The sequence below is a fragment of the Coprobacter fastidiosus genome (assembly GCF_030296935.1).
GTDB lineage: Bacteria > Bacteroidota > Bacteroidia > Bacteroidales > Coprobacteraceae > Coprobacter > Coprobacter fastidiosus.
This window is the reverse complement of sequence record NZ_AP028032.1, coordinates 1,751,489-1,767,183: the sequence shown is the minus strand read 5'-3', so window position 1 is coordinate 1,767,183 and position 15,695 is coordinate 1,751,489. Positions and strand designations below refer to the sequence as shown.

The 15,695-nt window shown below is 40.9% G+C and carries 12 protein-coding genes; 2 read left to right on the top strand and 10 right to left on the bottom strand.

Translation table 11 applies throughout. From position 1 onward, the window contains the following. The first annotated feature begins 5 nt into the window (after positions 1-5). On the top strand, positions 6-1,268 hold the full coding sequence (locus QUE35_RS06975; protein WP_031258602.1) for a glycosyltransferase family 4 protein: 1,263 nt from the start codon (positions 6-8) through the stop codon (positions 1,266-1,268). A 45-nt stretch (positions 1,269-1,313) separates the two neighbouring features. After that, the gene (locus tag QUE35_RS06970) at positions 1,314-2,693 is read left to right on the top strand and encodes a glycoside hydrolase family 57 protein (protein WP_022601198.1); all 1,380 of its coding nucleotides are present in this window, start codon (positions 1,314-1,316) and stop codon (positions 2,691-2,693) included. Positions 2,694-3,194: 501 nt separating this feature from the next. Here QUE35_RS06970 and QUE35_RS06965 read toward each other — a convergent pair. From QUE35_RS06965 to QUE35_RS06920, 10 genes are all read right to left on the bottom strand, one after another. Continuing rightward, positions 3,195-5,108 carry an MGH1-like glycoside hydrolase domain-containing protein gene (locus QUE35_RS06965; RefSeq protein WP_022601197.1) on the bottom strand — a complete coding sequence of 638 codons (1,914 nt, stop codon included), beginning with the start codon at positions 5,106-5,108 and terminating at the stop codon, positions 3,195-3,197. A gap of 95 nt (positions 5,109-5,203) precedes the next feature. Next, on the bottom strand, positions 5,204-6,286 hold the full coding sequence (gene proB, locus QUE35_RS06960) for a glutamate 5-kinase (protein WP_009318563.1): 1,083 nt from the start codon (positions 6,284-6,286) through the stop codon (positions 5,204-5,206). 15 nt (positions 6,287-6,301) lie between these two features. Further along, positions 6,302-6,730 carry a DUF695 domain-containing protein gene (locus QUE35_RS06955; protein WP_122329720.1) on the bottom strand — a complete coding sequence of 143 codons (429 nt, stop codon included), beginning with the start codon at positions 6,728-6,730 and terminating at the stop codon, positions 6,302-6,304. An 11-nt stretch (positions 6,731-6,741) separates the two neighbouring features. Beyond that, a complete protein-coding gene (locus QUE35_RS06950) occupies positions 6,742-8,397 on the bottom strand; it encodes an AMP-binding protein (protein ID WP_022601195.1) in 1,656 nt (551 codons plus the stop codon). Positions 8,398-8,418: 21 nt separating this feature from the next. After that, on the bottom strand, positions 8,419-8,973 hold the full coding sequence (locus QUE35_RS06945; RefSeq protein ID WP_009318566.1) for a helix-turn-helix domain-containing protein: 555 nt from the start codon (positions 8,971-8,973) through the stop codon (positions 8,419-8,421). A gap of 208 nt (positions 8,974-9,181) precedes the next feature. After that, a complete protein-coding gene (locus QUE35_RS06940; RefSeq protein ID WP_022601194.1) occupies positions 9,182-9,391 on the bottom strand; it encodes a heavy-metal-associated domain-containing protein in 210 nt (69 codons plus the stop codon). Positions 9,392-9,634: 243 nt separating this feature from the next. Beyond that, on the bottom strand, positions 9,635-10,606 hold the full coding sequence (locus QUE35_RS06935) for a DUF4843 domain-containing protein (RefSeq protein WP_022601192.1): 972 nt from the start codon (positions 10,604-10,606) through the stop codon (positions 9,635-9,637). Between the two features lie 94 nt (positions 10,607-10,700). Continuing rightward, positions 10,701-10,907 (bottom strand): hypothetical protein, encoded by a 207-nt coding sequence (locus tag QUE35_RS06930; RefSeq protein WP_022601191.1) that lies wholly within the window; start codon positions 10,905-10,907, stop codon positions 10,701-10,703. A 10-nt stretch (positions 10,908-10,917) separates the two neighbouring features. Further along, positions 10,918-12,309 (bottom strand): RagB/SusD family nutrient uptake outer membrane protein, encoded by a 1,392-nt coding sequence (locus tag QUE35_RS06925; protein WP_022601190.1) that lies wholly within the window; start codon positions 12,307-12,309, stop codon positions 10,918-10,920. A 14-nt stretch (positions 12,310-12,323) separates the two neighbouring features. Continuing rightward, positions 12,324-15,692, bottom strand: a complete 3,369-nt coding sequence (locus tag QUE35_RS06920; protein ID WP_031258600.1) for a SusC/RagA family TonB-linked outer membrane protein — start codon at positions 15,690-15,692, stop codon at positions 12,324-12,326. Between the last annotated feature and the right edge of the window lie 3 nt (positions 15,693-15,695).

Here is a 15,695-nt window from a genome sequence, read left to right as displayed (position 1 = left end):
GTTGTATGAAAGCACTCATGTTCGGGTGGGAATTTCCACCGCATATTCTCGGAGGCTTGGGAACTGCCAGCTATGGACTTACCAAAGGTATGTCTGAATGCGGAAATATGGATATTACGTTTGTTATACCCAAGCCGTGGGGAGATGAAGATAAAAGTTTTGCCCATATTGTAGGAGCATGTAATACACCGATTGCTTGGCGTGATGTTTCTTGGGAACAAATACGAGATCGGTTAGGACGATATATGGATCCTCAAGAATATTTTAATCTGAGAGATCATATTTATGCAGATTTCAATTATATGCATCTTAATGATTTGGGATGTATAGAATTTTCGGGTCGATATCCTGATAACCTGTTGGAAGAAATCAATAATTATTCTATTGTTGCCGGAGTGATTGCCAGAACCTATCCTTGCGATGTGATTCATTCTCATGACTGGCTTACTTATCCGGCAGGGATTCATGCCAAACAAGTGACCGGAAAGCCATTGGTAATACATGTACATGCGACAGATTTCGATCGGAGTCGGGGAAATGTAAATCCTACGGTCTATGCCATAGAAAAGGATGGTATGAATCAGGCAGATCATATTATCACCGTAAGTAATTTGACACGTAAGACGGTTATTGAAAAATATAATATCGATCCGGCCAAGGTAACAACCGTTCATAATGCCGTCGAGCCGTTGAGTGAGGAAATCAAGGCTATTAATATACCTCGCAATACAAAAGAAAAAGTCGTAACGTTCTTAGGGCGCATTACGATGCAGAAAGGTCCTGAATATTTTGTAGAGGCTGCGGCTCAGGTATTGCGGAAAAATAATAATGTACGTTTCGTTATGGCGGGAAGCGGGGATATGATGAATAAGATGATACGCCTCGCCGCTCAACGCAATATTTCGGATCATTTTCATTTTACAGGTTTCCTTAAAGGAAAGCAGGTTTATGAAATGTTGAAAGCGAGCGATGTTTATGTAATGCCTTCTGTCTCTGAACCGTTCGGGATATCTCCTCTTGAAGCCATGCAGGTGGGAGTTCCCTCTATTATCTCGAAACAATCGGGATGTGCGGAAATTTTGACGAATGCAATAAAGACCGATTATTGGGATGTTGATGCGATGGCAGATGCTATTTACTCGATAATTACCTATCCTGCAATGTACCAGCAATTAAAGATTGAAGGGAAAAAAGAGGTCGATGAGATCAAATGGGTGTATGCCGGTCAAAAAGTAATTGACATTTATAATAAAGTAATTTACCGATAGATCGGCCTTATGTTTTAATTAATCAGAAATAAAAAATAACATGATATGAAAACCATCTGTTTTTATTTTCAAATTCATCAGCCGTTCCGTCTGAAACGTTATCGTTTCTTTGATATAGGCAACGATCATTATTACTATGACGATTTTAATAATGAAGAAATAATGAGCCGTATAGCTCACCGTTCTTATATTCCTGCAAACTATACTTTACTGGAGATGATCAAGAACTCGAACGGGAAATTTAAAGTCGCGTTTTCGATTTCGGGAGTTGCATTGGAACAGTTCGAGATTTATGTACCGGAATTTATCGATAGTATGAGGGACTTGGCAAAGACAGGATGCGTAGAGTTCCTTTCCGAAACGTATGCACACTCTTTGGCTTCTCTTAAAGATCCGGAAGAATTTGTCGATCAGGTCAAAATGCACGATGATAAAATCGAAATGTTGTTCGGGCAACGGCCTAAAGTATTTCGCAATACCGAGTTGATCTATTCCGATGAAATAGCCGGGATGGTTGCATCCATGGGATTTAAAGGATGTATTACGGAGGGAGCTAAGCATATTTTAGGATGGAAAAGCCCGAATTATTTGTACAGTTCGGCTGCTGCCCCGAAACTGAAGCTGCTTCTTAAAAATTCTAAATTGAGCGATGATATTTCTTTCCGATTTTCGAACTATGAGTGGAATGAATATCCGTTGACTGCCGATAAGTTTATAAACTGGATTACAGCTCTTCCTGAAACAGAACAGATTATAAATCTGTTTATGAATTATGAAACATTAGGAGAACTGCAACCTCGGGAAACCGGTATTTTTGAGTTTATGAAGGCTCTTCCCCGTTTTGCCGAAGAGAAAGGTATCTCATTTTCTACTCCTGCTGAGATTATTTCTAAGTTGAAACCGGTAGATTCTTTATCTGTTACTTATCCCATATCTTGGGCTGATGAGGAACGGGATACCAGTGCTTGGTTAGGTAATTTGCTTCAGAACGAAGCTTTCGAGAAGCTGTATTCTATGGCTGAACGGGTGCGGCTGTGTAATGACCGTCGTTTAAAACAAGATTGGAATTATTTACAGGCGAGCGACCATTTTTATTATATGTGTACTAAGCATTTTTCCGATGGTGCGGTACATAGTCATTATAGCCCTTATGATTCGCCTTATGAAGCGTTTACCAACTATATGAATGTTTTGAGCGATTTTATTGTGCGGGTAAAAGCTCAATATCCTGATTCGATTGAAAATGAAGAGTTGAACTCTCTGATTACTACTATTCGTAATCAGGCGTCCGAGATAGAGTTATTGCGTAAAGAATTAAAGTCTGCAAAGGCGGAAAAGATTGCTCGGGTGAAAGCAGAAAAAGCTGTAGCCGGAGAAAGTAAAACTAAATCTGCAACGAAAAAGACGGTAGTAAAGGAGAAATAAGTTCTTTGAATAATTCGCTTTTGTGTGAATGTTTATTATAAAAACAACATCCCGATTGATAAAACACCAATCGGGATGTTGTTTTTATGGTGCTTTTTAATGGTATCAGATGAAGATTTAAATAAAAACTTATTTATAAAAGTCTTCTTTCCATGTTTTTCTGCTTGCTATCCCCGTTTTATTAAGAAAAAACTTGCCCGAAATATCTTTCTTGTTGAAAGATGCAATAAGAGTTGCATATACATTGACCGTAGGAAATCATATATATACTGTACTGTTGAACCGTTTTTCAAAGGATAGGATCTGTTATGATAATAAAGTTGCTTTAGATAGATACAAATTGTTTTTGAATATATATGAGGTGTACTTTAGTATATTTATAATAAATAGTATTTTTTCTTGTAAGGTATAAATATGTGAAAAATATTGCAGATAAAAAATAAAGCAGGGAAAAAGTTGTCTTTGCCTGCTCTATTTTCGTATTTGTGATAACCGGTTTCTCTAATCATTTATTTTTATTGGGGCGATATATCCGTCTTCGATTAATGCTATATAGCTCAGCAGTGCTCCCCAATGGTAGAAACGGTCGCTGCGTCTATGCGGACCTTCCCCTAAAACCGAGTCGTAATTTTCATACACCGATCCGTCTTTAAGCCATTCCTTCAATAACAACGCTTTCGATTTTTGAGCGACAGCTTTGCGTACTTCAGGTAAGTCGTAATTTTGTAATCCCATATATACGAGAAAATTGAGAGGAGCCCAGATGCGGCCTCTCCAGTAATCATTGTCTTTGAAAGCCGGATCGTTGCGGGGAGTAGCGGGAATAACCCATTCTCCCCAGAATTCCTGGGGATTCATCAAATGTTCTTTTACCATACGTTCAGCTTGAGTTTGGCTGGGAATATTTGCCAACATAGGATAAAAGTTGGTCGGAGATATACGTGGATTCTTTTTCCCTGTATCGGTTCTTCGATTGTAGTAAAGACCTTCTTCTTCATCCCACAATTTTTGTAATTCGATGCTGTATTGTTTTGCTCGTTTTCTGAGTTCTTTTACATCTTTTTTATATCCTAACTCTTGAGCGATAAGTGCCAATAATTTGCAATCCATAATATAAAGGCTCGATAGCCCGACATCGTTTTGTAGAAGCATGTGTCGTTCGGTATCGAATGGTACATTGTCGAACATGTGGGAGTTATCCAGTCCCGATTCCAAACAACCTCCGTAATGGTTGTTGACGCTGCCGTATTCATGATTGCGATAGGTTACCCGAGGATAGGGTGAAGATCCCCAACATAATAATCCGTCGATATTTCGGTTCTTATCCCACCATCGGTTCCATCTGATAAGATCGGGATAAAGTAATTCTAACAGCCATTTGTCTCCGTATTTCTTATATAGACTCCATACAGCTAATGATCCTACAGGGGGTTGGGAACGATCTCTCGACTTATAATCATTTCCTGAATAGAAATTAGGAACGAAGCCCGATTCCGTAATTGATTTGGTTATTTCGACTGCATTGGCGTAGGCAAGTTCCCGATTCCCAGCCGAAAACATCATGGAGGCAAAATAAGAGTCCCAACAGAAAAGTACGAATCCTCCGTAGTTGGGGTTAGAACTCCAGTTTATATTCCAGTCCCGGCTGACAGGGGTAATAACTTTGCGGATGGTCGGGTCGTATATATTGTCCCAGGAAAGGACATTCTGCATGGCGTTATATACCTCATAATCGTCTCCGTATTGTTTTTTGTTGTTATTTACGAAACGATCGGCGGATTCGCGTAATTTGTTTTGGGCTTTTACTGGTTCTATATCTGAGCCACAACAAATGGTAACCGGTTCTTGTGTAGAGAATGTGATCTCGTTCCGTTCGCTTTTTATCCATTTTCCGTACGCTTGACCTTTGATTTCTTGTTTTAGGTTGCCGGGGCGGAATTGAAATTGTTGACCGTTAACTTGTATTTTTACATCGCGTTGCCACACGCCTTTTAAGACCACGATGATTTTCCCTTCCGGATTATTTCCTTCTAAAGGAGTAATTCGAATAATGTTCTCTAAAGAATCGGCAGAACTCTCGATCCGTAATTTTTGATCGTTCCATCGAAGACTTATATCGGTATATTTCCCGTCATAAGTATGTGGCCCGGCATGTAACAGGCCGCTTCCTATGGTAAAGGAATTTTTTCGTATCCCTTTCCCGTCGATTACGTGTAGGTCGATAGCTACACCATAAGGGAGCAGCACATGCGTAAGGGCACTGCGGGTATCCCACGTATTCCAGCCTGTAGCCAGTTCCCGTTGCATTTGTTCGTAACGTTGTTGCGGACATAAATCTTTCGTTTCGGCATGGCTGTCTATGAGCCAAAAACATACTGCCGATATTAGCAGATAATACTCCAAAAATTTTTTCATGTGTGTGTAGTTATGAGTGTATAAATAGTTATATTATTTTAAAGCAAAAGATAGATAGGTTTTTGAACCTGTTTCATGAATATACCGTTTGAAGATTAATCTAAATATAAATAATCATAATGAATAAGGGGGCGAGCACCCTGTTTCCCGATGAGAGAACGAGCTTTTTCGCTGTTATATCCGATACGTCCTACTCCTATTTGATTCCCTTCATGATCAAAAATTCGTACGATATCATCTTTTTCGAAATCTCCTTCGATCCGGGTTACGCCTATCGGCAATAGACTTGCGGCCTGATGAGACATCAATGTCTCTTGTGCGCATGCGTTGATGTGTATTTCTCCCTTTGCAAAGCCTTCGGAGTGAGCGATCCATTTTTTTATGCTGGATGCAGGCTTCTCTGCCGGTAAAAACCGGGTACATACCGTATTGCTGTTTTTTCGCAATACGTCAGGAAGGATATTCTCTTTTTTGCCATTAGCGATAATAACCATAATTCCTTCATCTGCAACTTTTCTTGCTATATTGCATTTTGTCAGCATCCCCCCTCTTCCGAAAGAAGATTTTTTTGTCTGTATATATTCGGACAGGTTCTGTCTGTTTCCTGTAATTTCCGTAATGACCCGGCTTTGAGGATTTTCGGGATTACCGTTGTAAATGCCGTCGATGTTACTGAGTATAATCAAAGCTTCCATATTCATCATTGATGCGATCAGACCGGAAAGTTCGTCATTATCCGTAAACATCAATTCGGTTACCGAGATCGTATCATTTTCGTTCACGATAGGAATAACTCCGTTTTCGATCATGACTTCCATACAGTGTCTTTGATTGAGATAGTGTTGCCGGGTCGCAAAATTCTCTTTCATCGTCAACACTTGGCCGCAAGCAATTCCATGCTCGCGGAAAAGTTCGAAATAACGGTTTATCAGTTTAGCCTGACCTACGGCCGAAAATAATTGTCGGGCCGAAACCGCATCCAATTTTCGATGTTGTTTCAGTTCGCTGCGTCCCGAGGCGACAGCTCCGGATGAGATAAGAACGATTTCCATTCCGGCTTTATGCAGTTCGGCTATTTGATCTACCAAAGCTGACATTCGGGTAATATCAAGAGTACCGTCTTTCCGTGTCAGTACATTACTACCTATTTTTACCGCTATTCGTTTATATTGAAACATAAAAAGAATAGTTATTTAATGATTGATTCCGAATTTCTTAAGCATTTGTTTATAGTCTGTCCAATCAGGGTCTCCGGTTGCACCTATTTGTATAGGTAAGGACGGAAGTTTTCCTAATAGCTCGTTTACTTTTCCCGAAAAGGCTTGTAATTCTTGTGTATAATAAACATATAAAGCTTGCTTGCCGCCGATATGAATAGCCGTTAGAATTGCGATCTTCGATCTTTCGAGTGCTTCTGTAAGCAAACTCATGATCCGGTCTATCACTTCGGTTTCATCGGCAGACGGCATACCGTCTGTTTCCCCTTTGTATTTCCATTGTATTTCTACCCGGGTACGGAATACCCCGGAGGTGTTACCGTTTTCGGCAAACATACGTCCCCGGGTGATAATCCTACCTTTATCCGATTCCGATTCTCCGGCAAACCAATCGTTGCTTAACATATATGTGTATTTTATTTATGGTCTTTATCCCGTATCTCTACCCGTCGGATTTTTCCACTGATCGTTTTCGGCAATTCCTCTACAAATTCTACGATTCGCGGATATTTGTAAGGAGCTGTAACATGTTTTACGTGATCTTGTATTTCTTTGATGAGAGCTTCTCCGGCACGTTCTTTGTAATCTTTTGCCAAAACGATGGTTGCCTTGACTACTTGTCCGCGTATTTCATCGGGAACTCCCGTGATTGCACATTCTACGACTGCCGGATGAGTCATTAAAGCGCTTTCTACTTCGAACGGACCGATACGATAGCCCGATGATTTAATTACATCGTCGGCACGACCTACGAACCAATAGTATCCGTCCTCATCTCTCCAAGCAACATCTCCGGTATAGTAGATGTTGTCATGATAAGCTTCTTTTGTTTTTTCGGGGTCACGATAATACTCTTTGAAGAGTCCCAGCGGTTTCCCTTTATCGGTACGGATTACGATTTGTCCCTGTTCTCCCTCTTCTGCCCATCGTCCGTCGTTCGTCAGCAAATCGATGTCATATTGGGGATTGCGTATTCCCATAGAACCGGGTTTAGGTTCTACCCACGGATAGGTTGCGACAGTCAGGGTCGTTTCCGTCTGTCCGAAACCTTCCATCAATTTAATGCCGGTAATGCGATAAAATTCCTCATAGACTTTAGGATTCAGAGCCTCTCCCGCAATCGTACAATATTTTAGGGACGAAATATTGAATTTGCTCAGATCTTCTCGTATTAAGAATCTGAATACGGTAGGAGGGGCGCAGAATGAAGTAATATGGTATTTTTCTATCATACCCAATACATCTGCAGGCGTGAATTTGTCGAAATCGTAAACAAATACATTTGCTCCGGCGATCCATTGCCCGTATAATTTTCCCCATACGGCTTTCCCCCAACCCGTGTCGGCCAAAGTCAGGTGCAGACTTTTTTCGTTCAGATTGTGCCAAAAGCTTCCGGTAATGATATGACCCAGAGGATAGGTGAAATCGTGAGCGACCATCTTCGGATTTCCTGTAGTTCCGGACGTAAAATAAAGGAGAGAGGTATCTTCGTTTGTGTTGACGAATGCCGGGCGAGAGAATGGTGCTGCCGCCTCGATACCGGCATGGAAATCGTCCCAGCCTTTCGGAATCACAGGACCTACCGATACGCAGTGCTGTAAAGACGGAGATGCGGCCAGGGAACGATCTACATGACCTGTGACGATATCTTCACCTACTGCTACGATCATTTTTATATCGGCTGCATTACAACGATATATAATATCTTTTTCGGTAAGGAGGTGTGTCGCCGGAATACATACTGCTCCTAACTTGTGTAGTGCTATGATAGAAAACCAGAATTCAAATCTTCGCTTCAAAATGAGCATAACCATGTCTCCGTGTCTTATACCCAATGATTGGAAATAGGAGGCGGTTTTATCACTTTCTCTTTTTATATCGGCAAAAGTAAAATCGATATGTTCTCCTTTATCATTTGTCCAGCAAAGGGCTTTTTTTTCTGGAGCGATCCGAGCCCATTCGTCAACGACGTCATATCCGAAATTAAAGTTCTCAGGTACGAGAACTTTAAAATTCTGCATAAAATCCTCTTGTGACGAAAAAGAGGTTTGTTTTAGAAATCTTTCTAACATATTATAAAAATAGGACTTTAATTAGATAATTATAGCAAGGAATTGAACTCGTTTACCATCAAGGGCTTTCATGCCGTGAGGACGGTTAGCGTCGAAGTATATGCTGTCGCCTTCATTAAGGAACAATTGCTTGTCTCCGATCTGCAGCATCATGTGTCCTTCTATCACAAGGTTGAATTCTTGTCCCGGATGGCTGTTCAAATGTACGGGGGCTGATTCGTTTCCCGGTTCTACGGTAACGATAAACGGGTCGGCTTTACGGTTCATAAATCCGGCTGCCAGAGATTGGTATTTATAAGCTTTTGTTCTTTCGACGGCAGCACCTTTTCCTTTGCGGGTTAAAAAGTATGCATTCATGCGCGGTTCGTCACCGAACATCAGTGCAGATAAGTCTATACCGTAATGCAGGCTGATTTGATGTAATATACTTACGGGAATATCTTGTTCTCCCGATTCTAATGCTATGTATTTTTCTTCAGAAATGCCACAGGCCTGAGCCACGTCTTGAGTAGTCAGGTCGAGTACATCGCGCAGTCCTTTTAACCGGATCGCAATTTGCTTTATCTGTTCGTCCATAATTATAGTTGTTTAACTTGTGCAAAGTTAAAGAAAAGGACGGTAATAGCAATAAAATGATATTGAAATAACGGAATCGCTTTTATTTTGTAATATAAAGGGAAGGTTTAGGTACGCTATCGTATCTGTTGTTCATTCTGTTAAAGAAAGAACATTACATGATATTATCAAGTCTGTTTCCCATAGTTCCGTTATTTCTTTATAGGGTCTAATCGATTTTTTCGGCTTTAAATCCGGCATCGCTAACCGCTTTTATGATGACGGCATCCGATTGATCGGATGTTACGGACAGTATTTTATCTGCACTGTTCAGATCTATATCCCATTGTTCACGAGGTAATATTTTATTGAGTGATTCTGCTATTTGGGCAACACATCCTCCGCATTTGGCGTTTGTTTTAAATTTCTTTGTTTCCATTTTTTTGAAATTAGGTTTTAGAGCCTGTCTGAATTTTCCAATCAAAAAATATTATCAGGTCATCTTTGTGTTTTCTTCCGGTCTTTTTTTCTGTTTTTCCTCGAAAGAAACTCTCAAACCTGATCTGAGTAAAATTCAAATAGGCTTTTAGAGTAACAACAGCAAAAGTAACAAAAACGTTTATACAAAAAAATAGGAAATGCCGATGAAAGCATTTCCTATTTTTGTAAATTGTATATATAGTTATTGTACCCGTTTGAAGTGGTAACGCAACGGATAATAATACATAGCCGGTTCATCTTCTGTTGCAAAATCTTTCATACCCTCATAATCTTCAACGAGGAATTCCGTTGGCTCATAAGAGTAAATAAACATTTCGAGAACCTCTTCGTTGTTTTCGTCTTTGACTACGGTAAATCCTACTCGAGAGTCCTTAATTGTCGAACTTGTTGCTGAAAAGTTGGCGTTGATATTATCCAAAATAAATACAGCGACATTTCTTGAAATTGTTATGTCATCTAAAAAACGGAAAACTTTCTCTCCTACATATTGCAGACTGCTGTTACCGACAAAGTAGTTTTTCAGATCGCTTTTCAAATTTACTTCAACGCCTTGGTCGGTAATCGTGATTTGGTCTTCTGTAGCTACTTGAGGGAAGTTTGTAATATCATATGACATTTCGTAATACGCTTTATTATCCCATGTGCAGTTACTCCATGTACCTTTGATTACTTCGATTGTTTCTCCGGCAATTTTAATCGTAACCGATTCGTTATTTCCTAAGAAAAACCGGTCGGTATCGTTTTGGGGTTTCTGTATTTTCAGGACGATGACATCTTTACCTTCTTCTTTTTGTAACAGTTTCAGTTTGAGTGTGCCTTTTGACGCTCCTTTTGCTACGGTGAGAGCCTTTTCTCCATCGAATTCGAAATGCGTACCCTCTACGGCAGTAGATGTTTCATCTACGACGATCGGGAATGTAATATCCTTCGGTGCAGTAAAAGATTGAGTGGAGTTTTCTTTTTTCAAAAGAGAAATTTCGACTGTTGCCGTTTCGAACATCGTTGCATTGTCGTATGAGAACGAGTAAATAACATCGTCTGTTAATTCTGTCGTTACATCATCGAAAACATCTTTTTCATCATCGTCTTCCGAACAGGCTGCAAATCCTAAAGAAAGCAGAATGGCAGCCATTGCATACACTGTTTTTTTCATTTTGTTCTGTTTTTTAGATTAATAAATTAATTAGTGGAAAAATCGTTTTTTATAATTTGTTTAAAATTTTATTTGGAGAGAGATTTGTATATTGTCAGTTTCCTATATTGTCTTGATATTCCTTTTTTATTGCTTCGTATTCGGCTCTTTCCGATGAGGTTAACTCTGTACTTGGAAAATAAAAATAGGAATTATCGTTATCTACGCGAGGAGCTTCATCCTCGTAAGAGTCGCATGCTGAAAAAACAGCTGATACGAAAAAAAGAGTTGTTCCGAATATTAGTTTATTTAATAGTTTCATAACTTCGTTTTTAGTTAATTATATAATCCTCGTAACCTTCATTTTGTTGCAGACCGGGAATAAGTTTGGTGTCGCGTATCGGGATGGGGAAGTTATACATGAACTTTCGGCTGGTATATTTTTGTCCGTTTACGGCAACCCAAAACTCTGGGCATCCGTTTCGTTTCAGTTCATAAAAGCGGTCGTTTTCGAGGAACAGCTCTTTGCGACGCTCGGTCAGTATCAATGCCATCAGTTTGGTGAGCGGTACTCCGGTTACGTCCTGAGTAATGTAATCGGTTCCGGGTATCGGTTCGGGCAGAGAAGATAGTGTCAACGGTTCGTAGTTCAATATGCGGTTTCCTCTCAAGGTATTGATATCCGCCAATGCAAGGTCTTCACTGCCTTTGTGATAGTAGCTTTCCGCTCTGATCAGAAGCATTTCGGCACTACGCATGCCTGAGAAAATAAATTTTGTAGCGATACGTTTTTTCGAGAAATTCATTTCATAGCGTATATCGTTGGCCTTTTCCGTATTGCTGAATGTATCGAGAAACCGTTTGCTGACAGGTCTGTAATTAAGGGGCTCATAAGTGCCTGCTCCTTCCTGTTCACTACTGGAAGAGGAAATCAGTTCCGACTTTATCAGCATGTTCCCTTTCAGAGAATAACCGTTTTCCATCATGGCCTTGTATCCTTCCCTATCTACCAAGGGATGACTTTTTATCACTTCTTCTGCGTAATAAATGGCATTATCCCATTGTCGGGTCCAGAAATAGAAGCGGGCCAGATATCCTTTTACGACATCGGTAGTAAATCGCCATATCGGTTCTTGAACGTTGTAGAACAGTGCTTTTTTCAAGTCTTCTTCGATGAGTGTCATCGTTTCTTCTAAGGAGCTACGAATAGGGCGATCTTCCATATCGAATGTCGTGACCAGTTGCAATCCCAATTGCGATTTCTGCAGAGGATCATATACTTCGCAATAGAGGCGCATCAGTTCGTAGTAGCAAATTCCCCGCATGGCGTAGGTAGTACCCAATACGTTCTTTGCTATGTCTGATTCGGAGTCTTTCATCTCTCCGAGTATGATATTGCAATCTCGTATGATTTCATAATAAGAGTAATAAGTTCTTTCCGTTGTGGCGATATCGGCAATGTAGTTTTTTAATAAAGATCCTCCTGTTTGGGTAAGCGCGACTTCCAAGTTGTCACAGGCCGATTCGTTCGTTGCTATCTGGCTACTGTTCGGAATAATTGCCGACTCTTCTCCGTAGTCCAGTTCATTAAGGTGGGTATGTAAGAGAGCCGAAAACTCTTCTGCACTTTGAGGTATAGTCTCTTCATGAGGTTTGATATCGAGAAATTCCTTGCAGGAAGAGAGGCTTAAGAATAGAAGGTATGTTATAAATAGTCGTTTCATAATGTCATAATTTATCAGAATCCGATATTAAGTCCTAATGTGAAATTCCTTGCTTGGGGATATACGGCACCCGGTGTTTCGGGGTCTATTCCCGAGTAGTTACTGAATATACATACATTGCTGACCGATGCGGTGAGTCCGAACGACGTGATGCAGGCTTTCCGCATCCACTGTGCGTCAGGGAAACTGTAATTGAGGTAGATATTGCTGATCTTGAAATAGGAAATATTCTCGATAAAAGCTCCGTTCGTGATATAGGACAGGGTTGTTGTATAGTCTTCGAGAAATTTTCCATCGATAGATATCTTCGTACCGTATGCATCGACAAGACGCGGGTATCCGTCGGTAATCGGGTTCGACTCGGTCCATCGGTTTATTACATCTTTCGAAACATTCAGATGGTTTACGTAGAGGTCACTGCGAGATGTTTGCGGACTGTTTTGTACAGAACCTCCTACTACGCCGTAATATGCAGGGGAGGAAATCTCACTGTTTATCTTATTCCCGATAGAGTAGTTTCCGCTTACTCCCAACGAAAATTGTTTGTAAGAGAAATTGACTGAGTATCCCCCGTTTACAGGAGCATTGGAAGTTCCGATATAGAAACGATAATTATCCGAGTCTTTTCGGTAGTTGTTCTCTTTTCGGTCGGTATCGGATCGCAGTTTGTAAGTATATATTCCCAACTTCGGATCGATGCCGTTGCATATACCCGAGAAGAGGGAACTGATCGGATACCCTTCTTGTTCGGTACTGTAGGAACTGTACGGTGAATTGTACTCTACTAATTCATTGGCATTGTATGCTGCGTTGATTGAAACGTTCAATTTAAAATCTTTTGTTTTGACGATTTGTCCCGATACGGTTACTTCGACTCCTTTATTCAGAATTTTGGAAGTATTATATGATTGAGAATTGAACCCGGTAGAATATGGAACATAAACCGAACTGATAACATCTTTACTTAAACTTCTGTATCCGCCGATTTCTATCTGCATGCGTTCATCGAAAAATCCGGCATTTACCGATCCGCTGATATCGAACGTACGCTCCCAGCGGAGTTTTGGATTGGGGGGATTTTTAATATATCCCATGCGGTAATAGGTTTCGTCGGTTTTTCGGAAATTTTTGTCATACGTCATTATGATATAGGGCGTTGCTGCTGCGTTGACTTTTCCAGTATATCCTCCCGATACTCTGAGTTGCAGAGAACTGAGAACAGGTTTTAGACGGTACATAAAATTTTCTTCTCCCATATTCCAGCTTAGACCTAAAGAACCGGTCGGGTTGAACTGTTCTTTGCTTCCGAAACGGTTTGATCCGTCAGTACGCATTGTATAACTAAGTACATATTTGTTCATCAATACATAGTCTAATGAAGCATAAAATGATGCCATTGCGTCCTCATCGGTGCTTTGCCCCGAATATCCGTCCATAAGGGCGGCAAATTCAACAAGTTTATTATAATCCACCTTTTGGTCGCTCGGATATACCGGAGTGGAAGAGTTTTCGGTTACCGTGTCGTATCCGTATCTTTTGGAGTAAATATTTTTGGCATATTGCCGTCTGATCTCCGATCCGGCTAGCAGGCTAATGTTATGTATATTGGCGAATGTTTGTGAAAAGTGAAATTGTCCTCGCAGGCTGTAACTTTGATTGAATGCCGTGGATTGAGCAATCGATCCGTAAGTACGTGTAGAAGACATGCTACTTCCTTCGAACGGGCGGTCTTCCCATGCAGCGTATGTGTCTTGCCCGTTGATATTTTCGGAGATATTGCTGGTGTAGCTGTAAGAACCCAATCCTTCGAATTTCAAATTTTTCAAGATCGAGATGCCTAAATTCACATTTACATTCACATTTACGTTTTTCGCTTCGGTCGAAGTGTTTTCCATTTCTCGGAGGATATTGTAACCATTTGACGGAATTTGTAAGCTTGTAGAGCCGTTGTATTTTGCTAATGTAAAATAGGTCTGGTCTTTGGCATAAGAACCGTCGCTGTTATACGGCATTTCGTATGGGTTAGCAAAGTAGGCGTATTTGAACGGATCGACATTTAGGGATGCTCCCCGAGAGATTTGATAGGCCATGTCGGTAGTCACGCCTAACGTAACGCGTTTATTGGGTTTCATATCGACTTTTGCACTCACATTGTAACGATCGTAGTTACTTTTCTTTACCAAACCGTTATTACGATTATATCCGGCAGATACGTAGTATGTACTTTTATCCGATCCACCGGAGAACGAGAGATGGTGACTGTTCGAAATGGAGGTGCGGAATATCTCGTCGAACCAATTAGTCGTATGTTGGCCTAATTGGGAGATATAGGCGTCCTGTTCGGATTTTGACCAACCTTTGAAATCGCCTTTTCCCGAACGTATCATACCGACAATTCCGATTACCGGATAATGGGCGGTTTCATCTCCGCTTATGTATTGTTGGTATCCTGCAGCCGAAAATTCATCCCATAGTTCCTGCTCCCATGCTAATTTTTCTTGAGAGTTCATCAGGTTCGCGCTGCGGGGAGGTTTGGTAACGAACGTCATATTGGCGGAGTAGTTGATCTGCATTTTTCCTGCTTTTCCGCGCTTGGTCGTTACGACGATAACGCCTGCGGCAGCCTGAGAACCGTAAATTGCGGCGGCTGAAGCATCTTTTAAGACACTGATCGACTCGATTTCATTCGGATCTATTCCTGCGATTCCGCTGGTGAAAATATTATTGAAGTCTCCGGTCGATAATTGACTGTTGTCGATTTTAGGAATATTACGTTGCAAGGGAACACCGTCTATGACCCAGAGCGGATCGGCACTCTCTTTTGTCAATGACTTTGTTCCGCGTATGCGGATCGTAGAAGATTCTCCCGGACGACCTGAAACGGCTTGTACGCTGACACCAGCTAGTTTCCCTTGAAGGAGCTGGTCTATATTGGCAGTAGGAGATCCTTTCAAGTCTTTGGCGGTTACTATGCCGACAGAACCTGTGACCCGGTCTTTAGTCGTTTTCCCGTATCCCGTCACAACTACTTGACCCAGTTCTTTAGTGTTGTCTTTCAGCATAATATCGAACTTTCCTGCGATATTTGCCGTCATTACTTTCGATTCGAGCCCTAAGAAAGAGATACGGATAGTACTTCCTTTTTTTACATAAATCGTAAAATTCCCGTCTTGGTCGGTAATTGTTCCGTTACTTGTTCTTTCTTCTCGTACAGAAGCTCCCGCTAACGGTTGTTTCGTTTCATCATAGACCGTTCCGGTAATTTTGATTTTGCCGGACTTGTCCTGTGCAAAAGCATTTATTCCGGAAATCATCAGCATGAAGACCGCCAATATTGTCGGATATAAATACACGCGTTTCACTATTACTTGCTTGAGTTTCATACA

Excerpts from the sequence above, each read along its gene's own strand:
- QUE35_RS06975 (WP_031258602.1), top strand. The coding sequence starts at position 6 with ATGAAAGCACTCATGTTCGGGTGGGAATTTCCACCGCATATTCTCGGA.
- QUE35_RS06970 (WP_022601198.1), top strand. The coding sequence starts at position 1,314 with ATGAAAACCATCTGTTTTTATTTTCAAATTCATCAGCCGTTCCGTCTG.
- QUE35_RS06965 (WP_022601197.1), bottom strand. The coding sequence starts at position 5,108 with ATGAAAAAATTTTTGGAGTATTATCTGCTAATATCGGCAGTATGTTTT.
- proB (WP_009318563.1), bottom strand. The coding sequence starts at position 6,286 with ATGTTTCAATATAAACGAATAGCGGTAAAAATAGGTAGTAATGTACTG.
- QUE35_RS06955 (WP_122329720.1), bottom strand. The coding sequence starts at position 6,730 with ATGTTAAGCAACGATTGGTTTGCCGGAGAATCGGAATCGGATAAAGGT.
- QUE35_RS06950 (WP_022601195.1), bottom strand. The coding sequence starts at position 8,397 with ATGTTAGAAAGATTTCTAAAACAAACCTCTTTTTCGTCACAAGAGGAT.
- QUE35_RS06945 (WP_009318566.1), bottom strand. The coding sequence starts at position 8,973 with ATGGACGAACAGATAAAGCAAATTGCGATCCGGTTAAAAGGACTGCGC.
- QUE35_RS06940 (WP_022601194.1), bottom strand. The coding sequence starts at position 9,391 with ATGGAAACAAAGAAATTTAAAACAAACGCCAAATGCGGAGGATGTGTT.
- QUE35_RS06935 (WP_022601192.1), bottom strand. The coding sequence starts at position 10,606 with ATGAAAAAAACAGTGTATGCAATGGCTGCCATTCTGCTTTCTTTAGGA.
- QUE35_RS06930 (WP_022601191.1), bottom strand. The coding sequence starts at position 10,907 with ATGAAACTATTAAATAAACTAATATTCGGAACAACTCTTTTTTTCGTA.
- QUE35_RS06925 (WP_022601190.1), bottom strand. The coding sequence starts at position 12,309 with ATGAAACGACTATTTATAACATACCTTCTATTCTTAAGCCTCTCTTCC.
- QUE35_RS06920 (WP_031258600.1), bottom strand. The coding sequence starts at position 15,692 with ATGAAACTCAAGCAAGTAATAGTGAAACGCGTGTATTTATATCCGACA.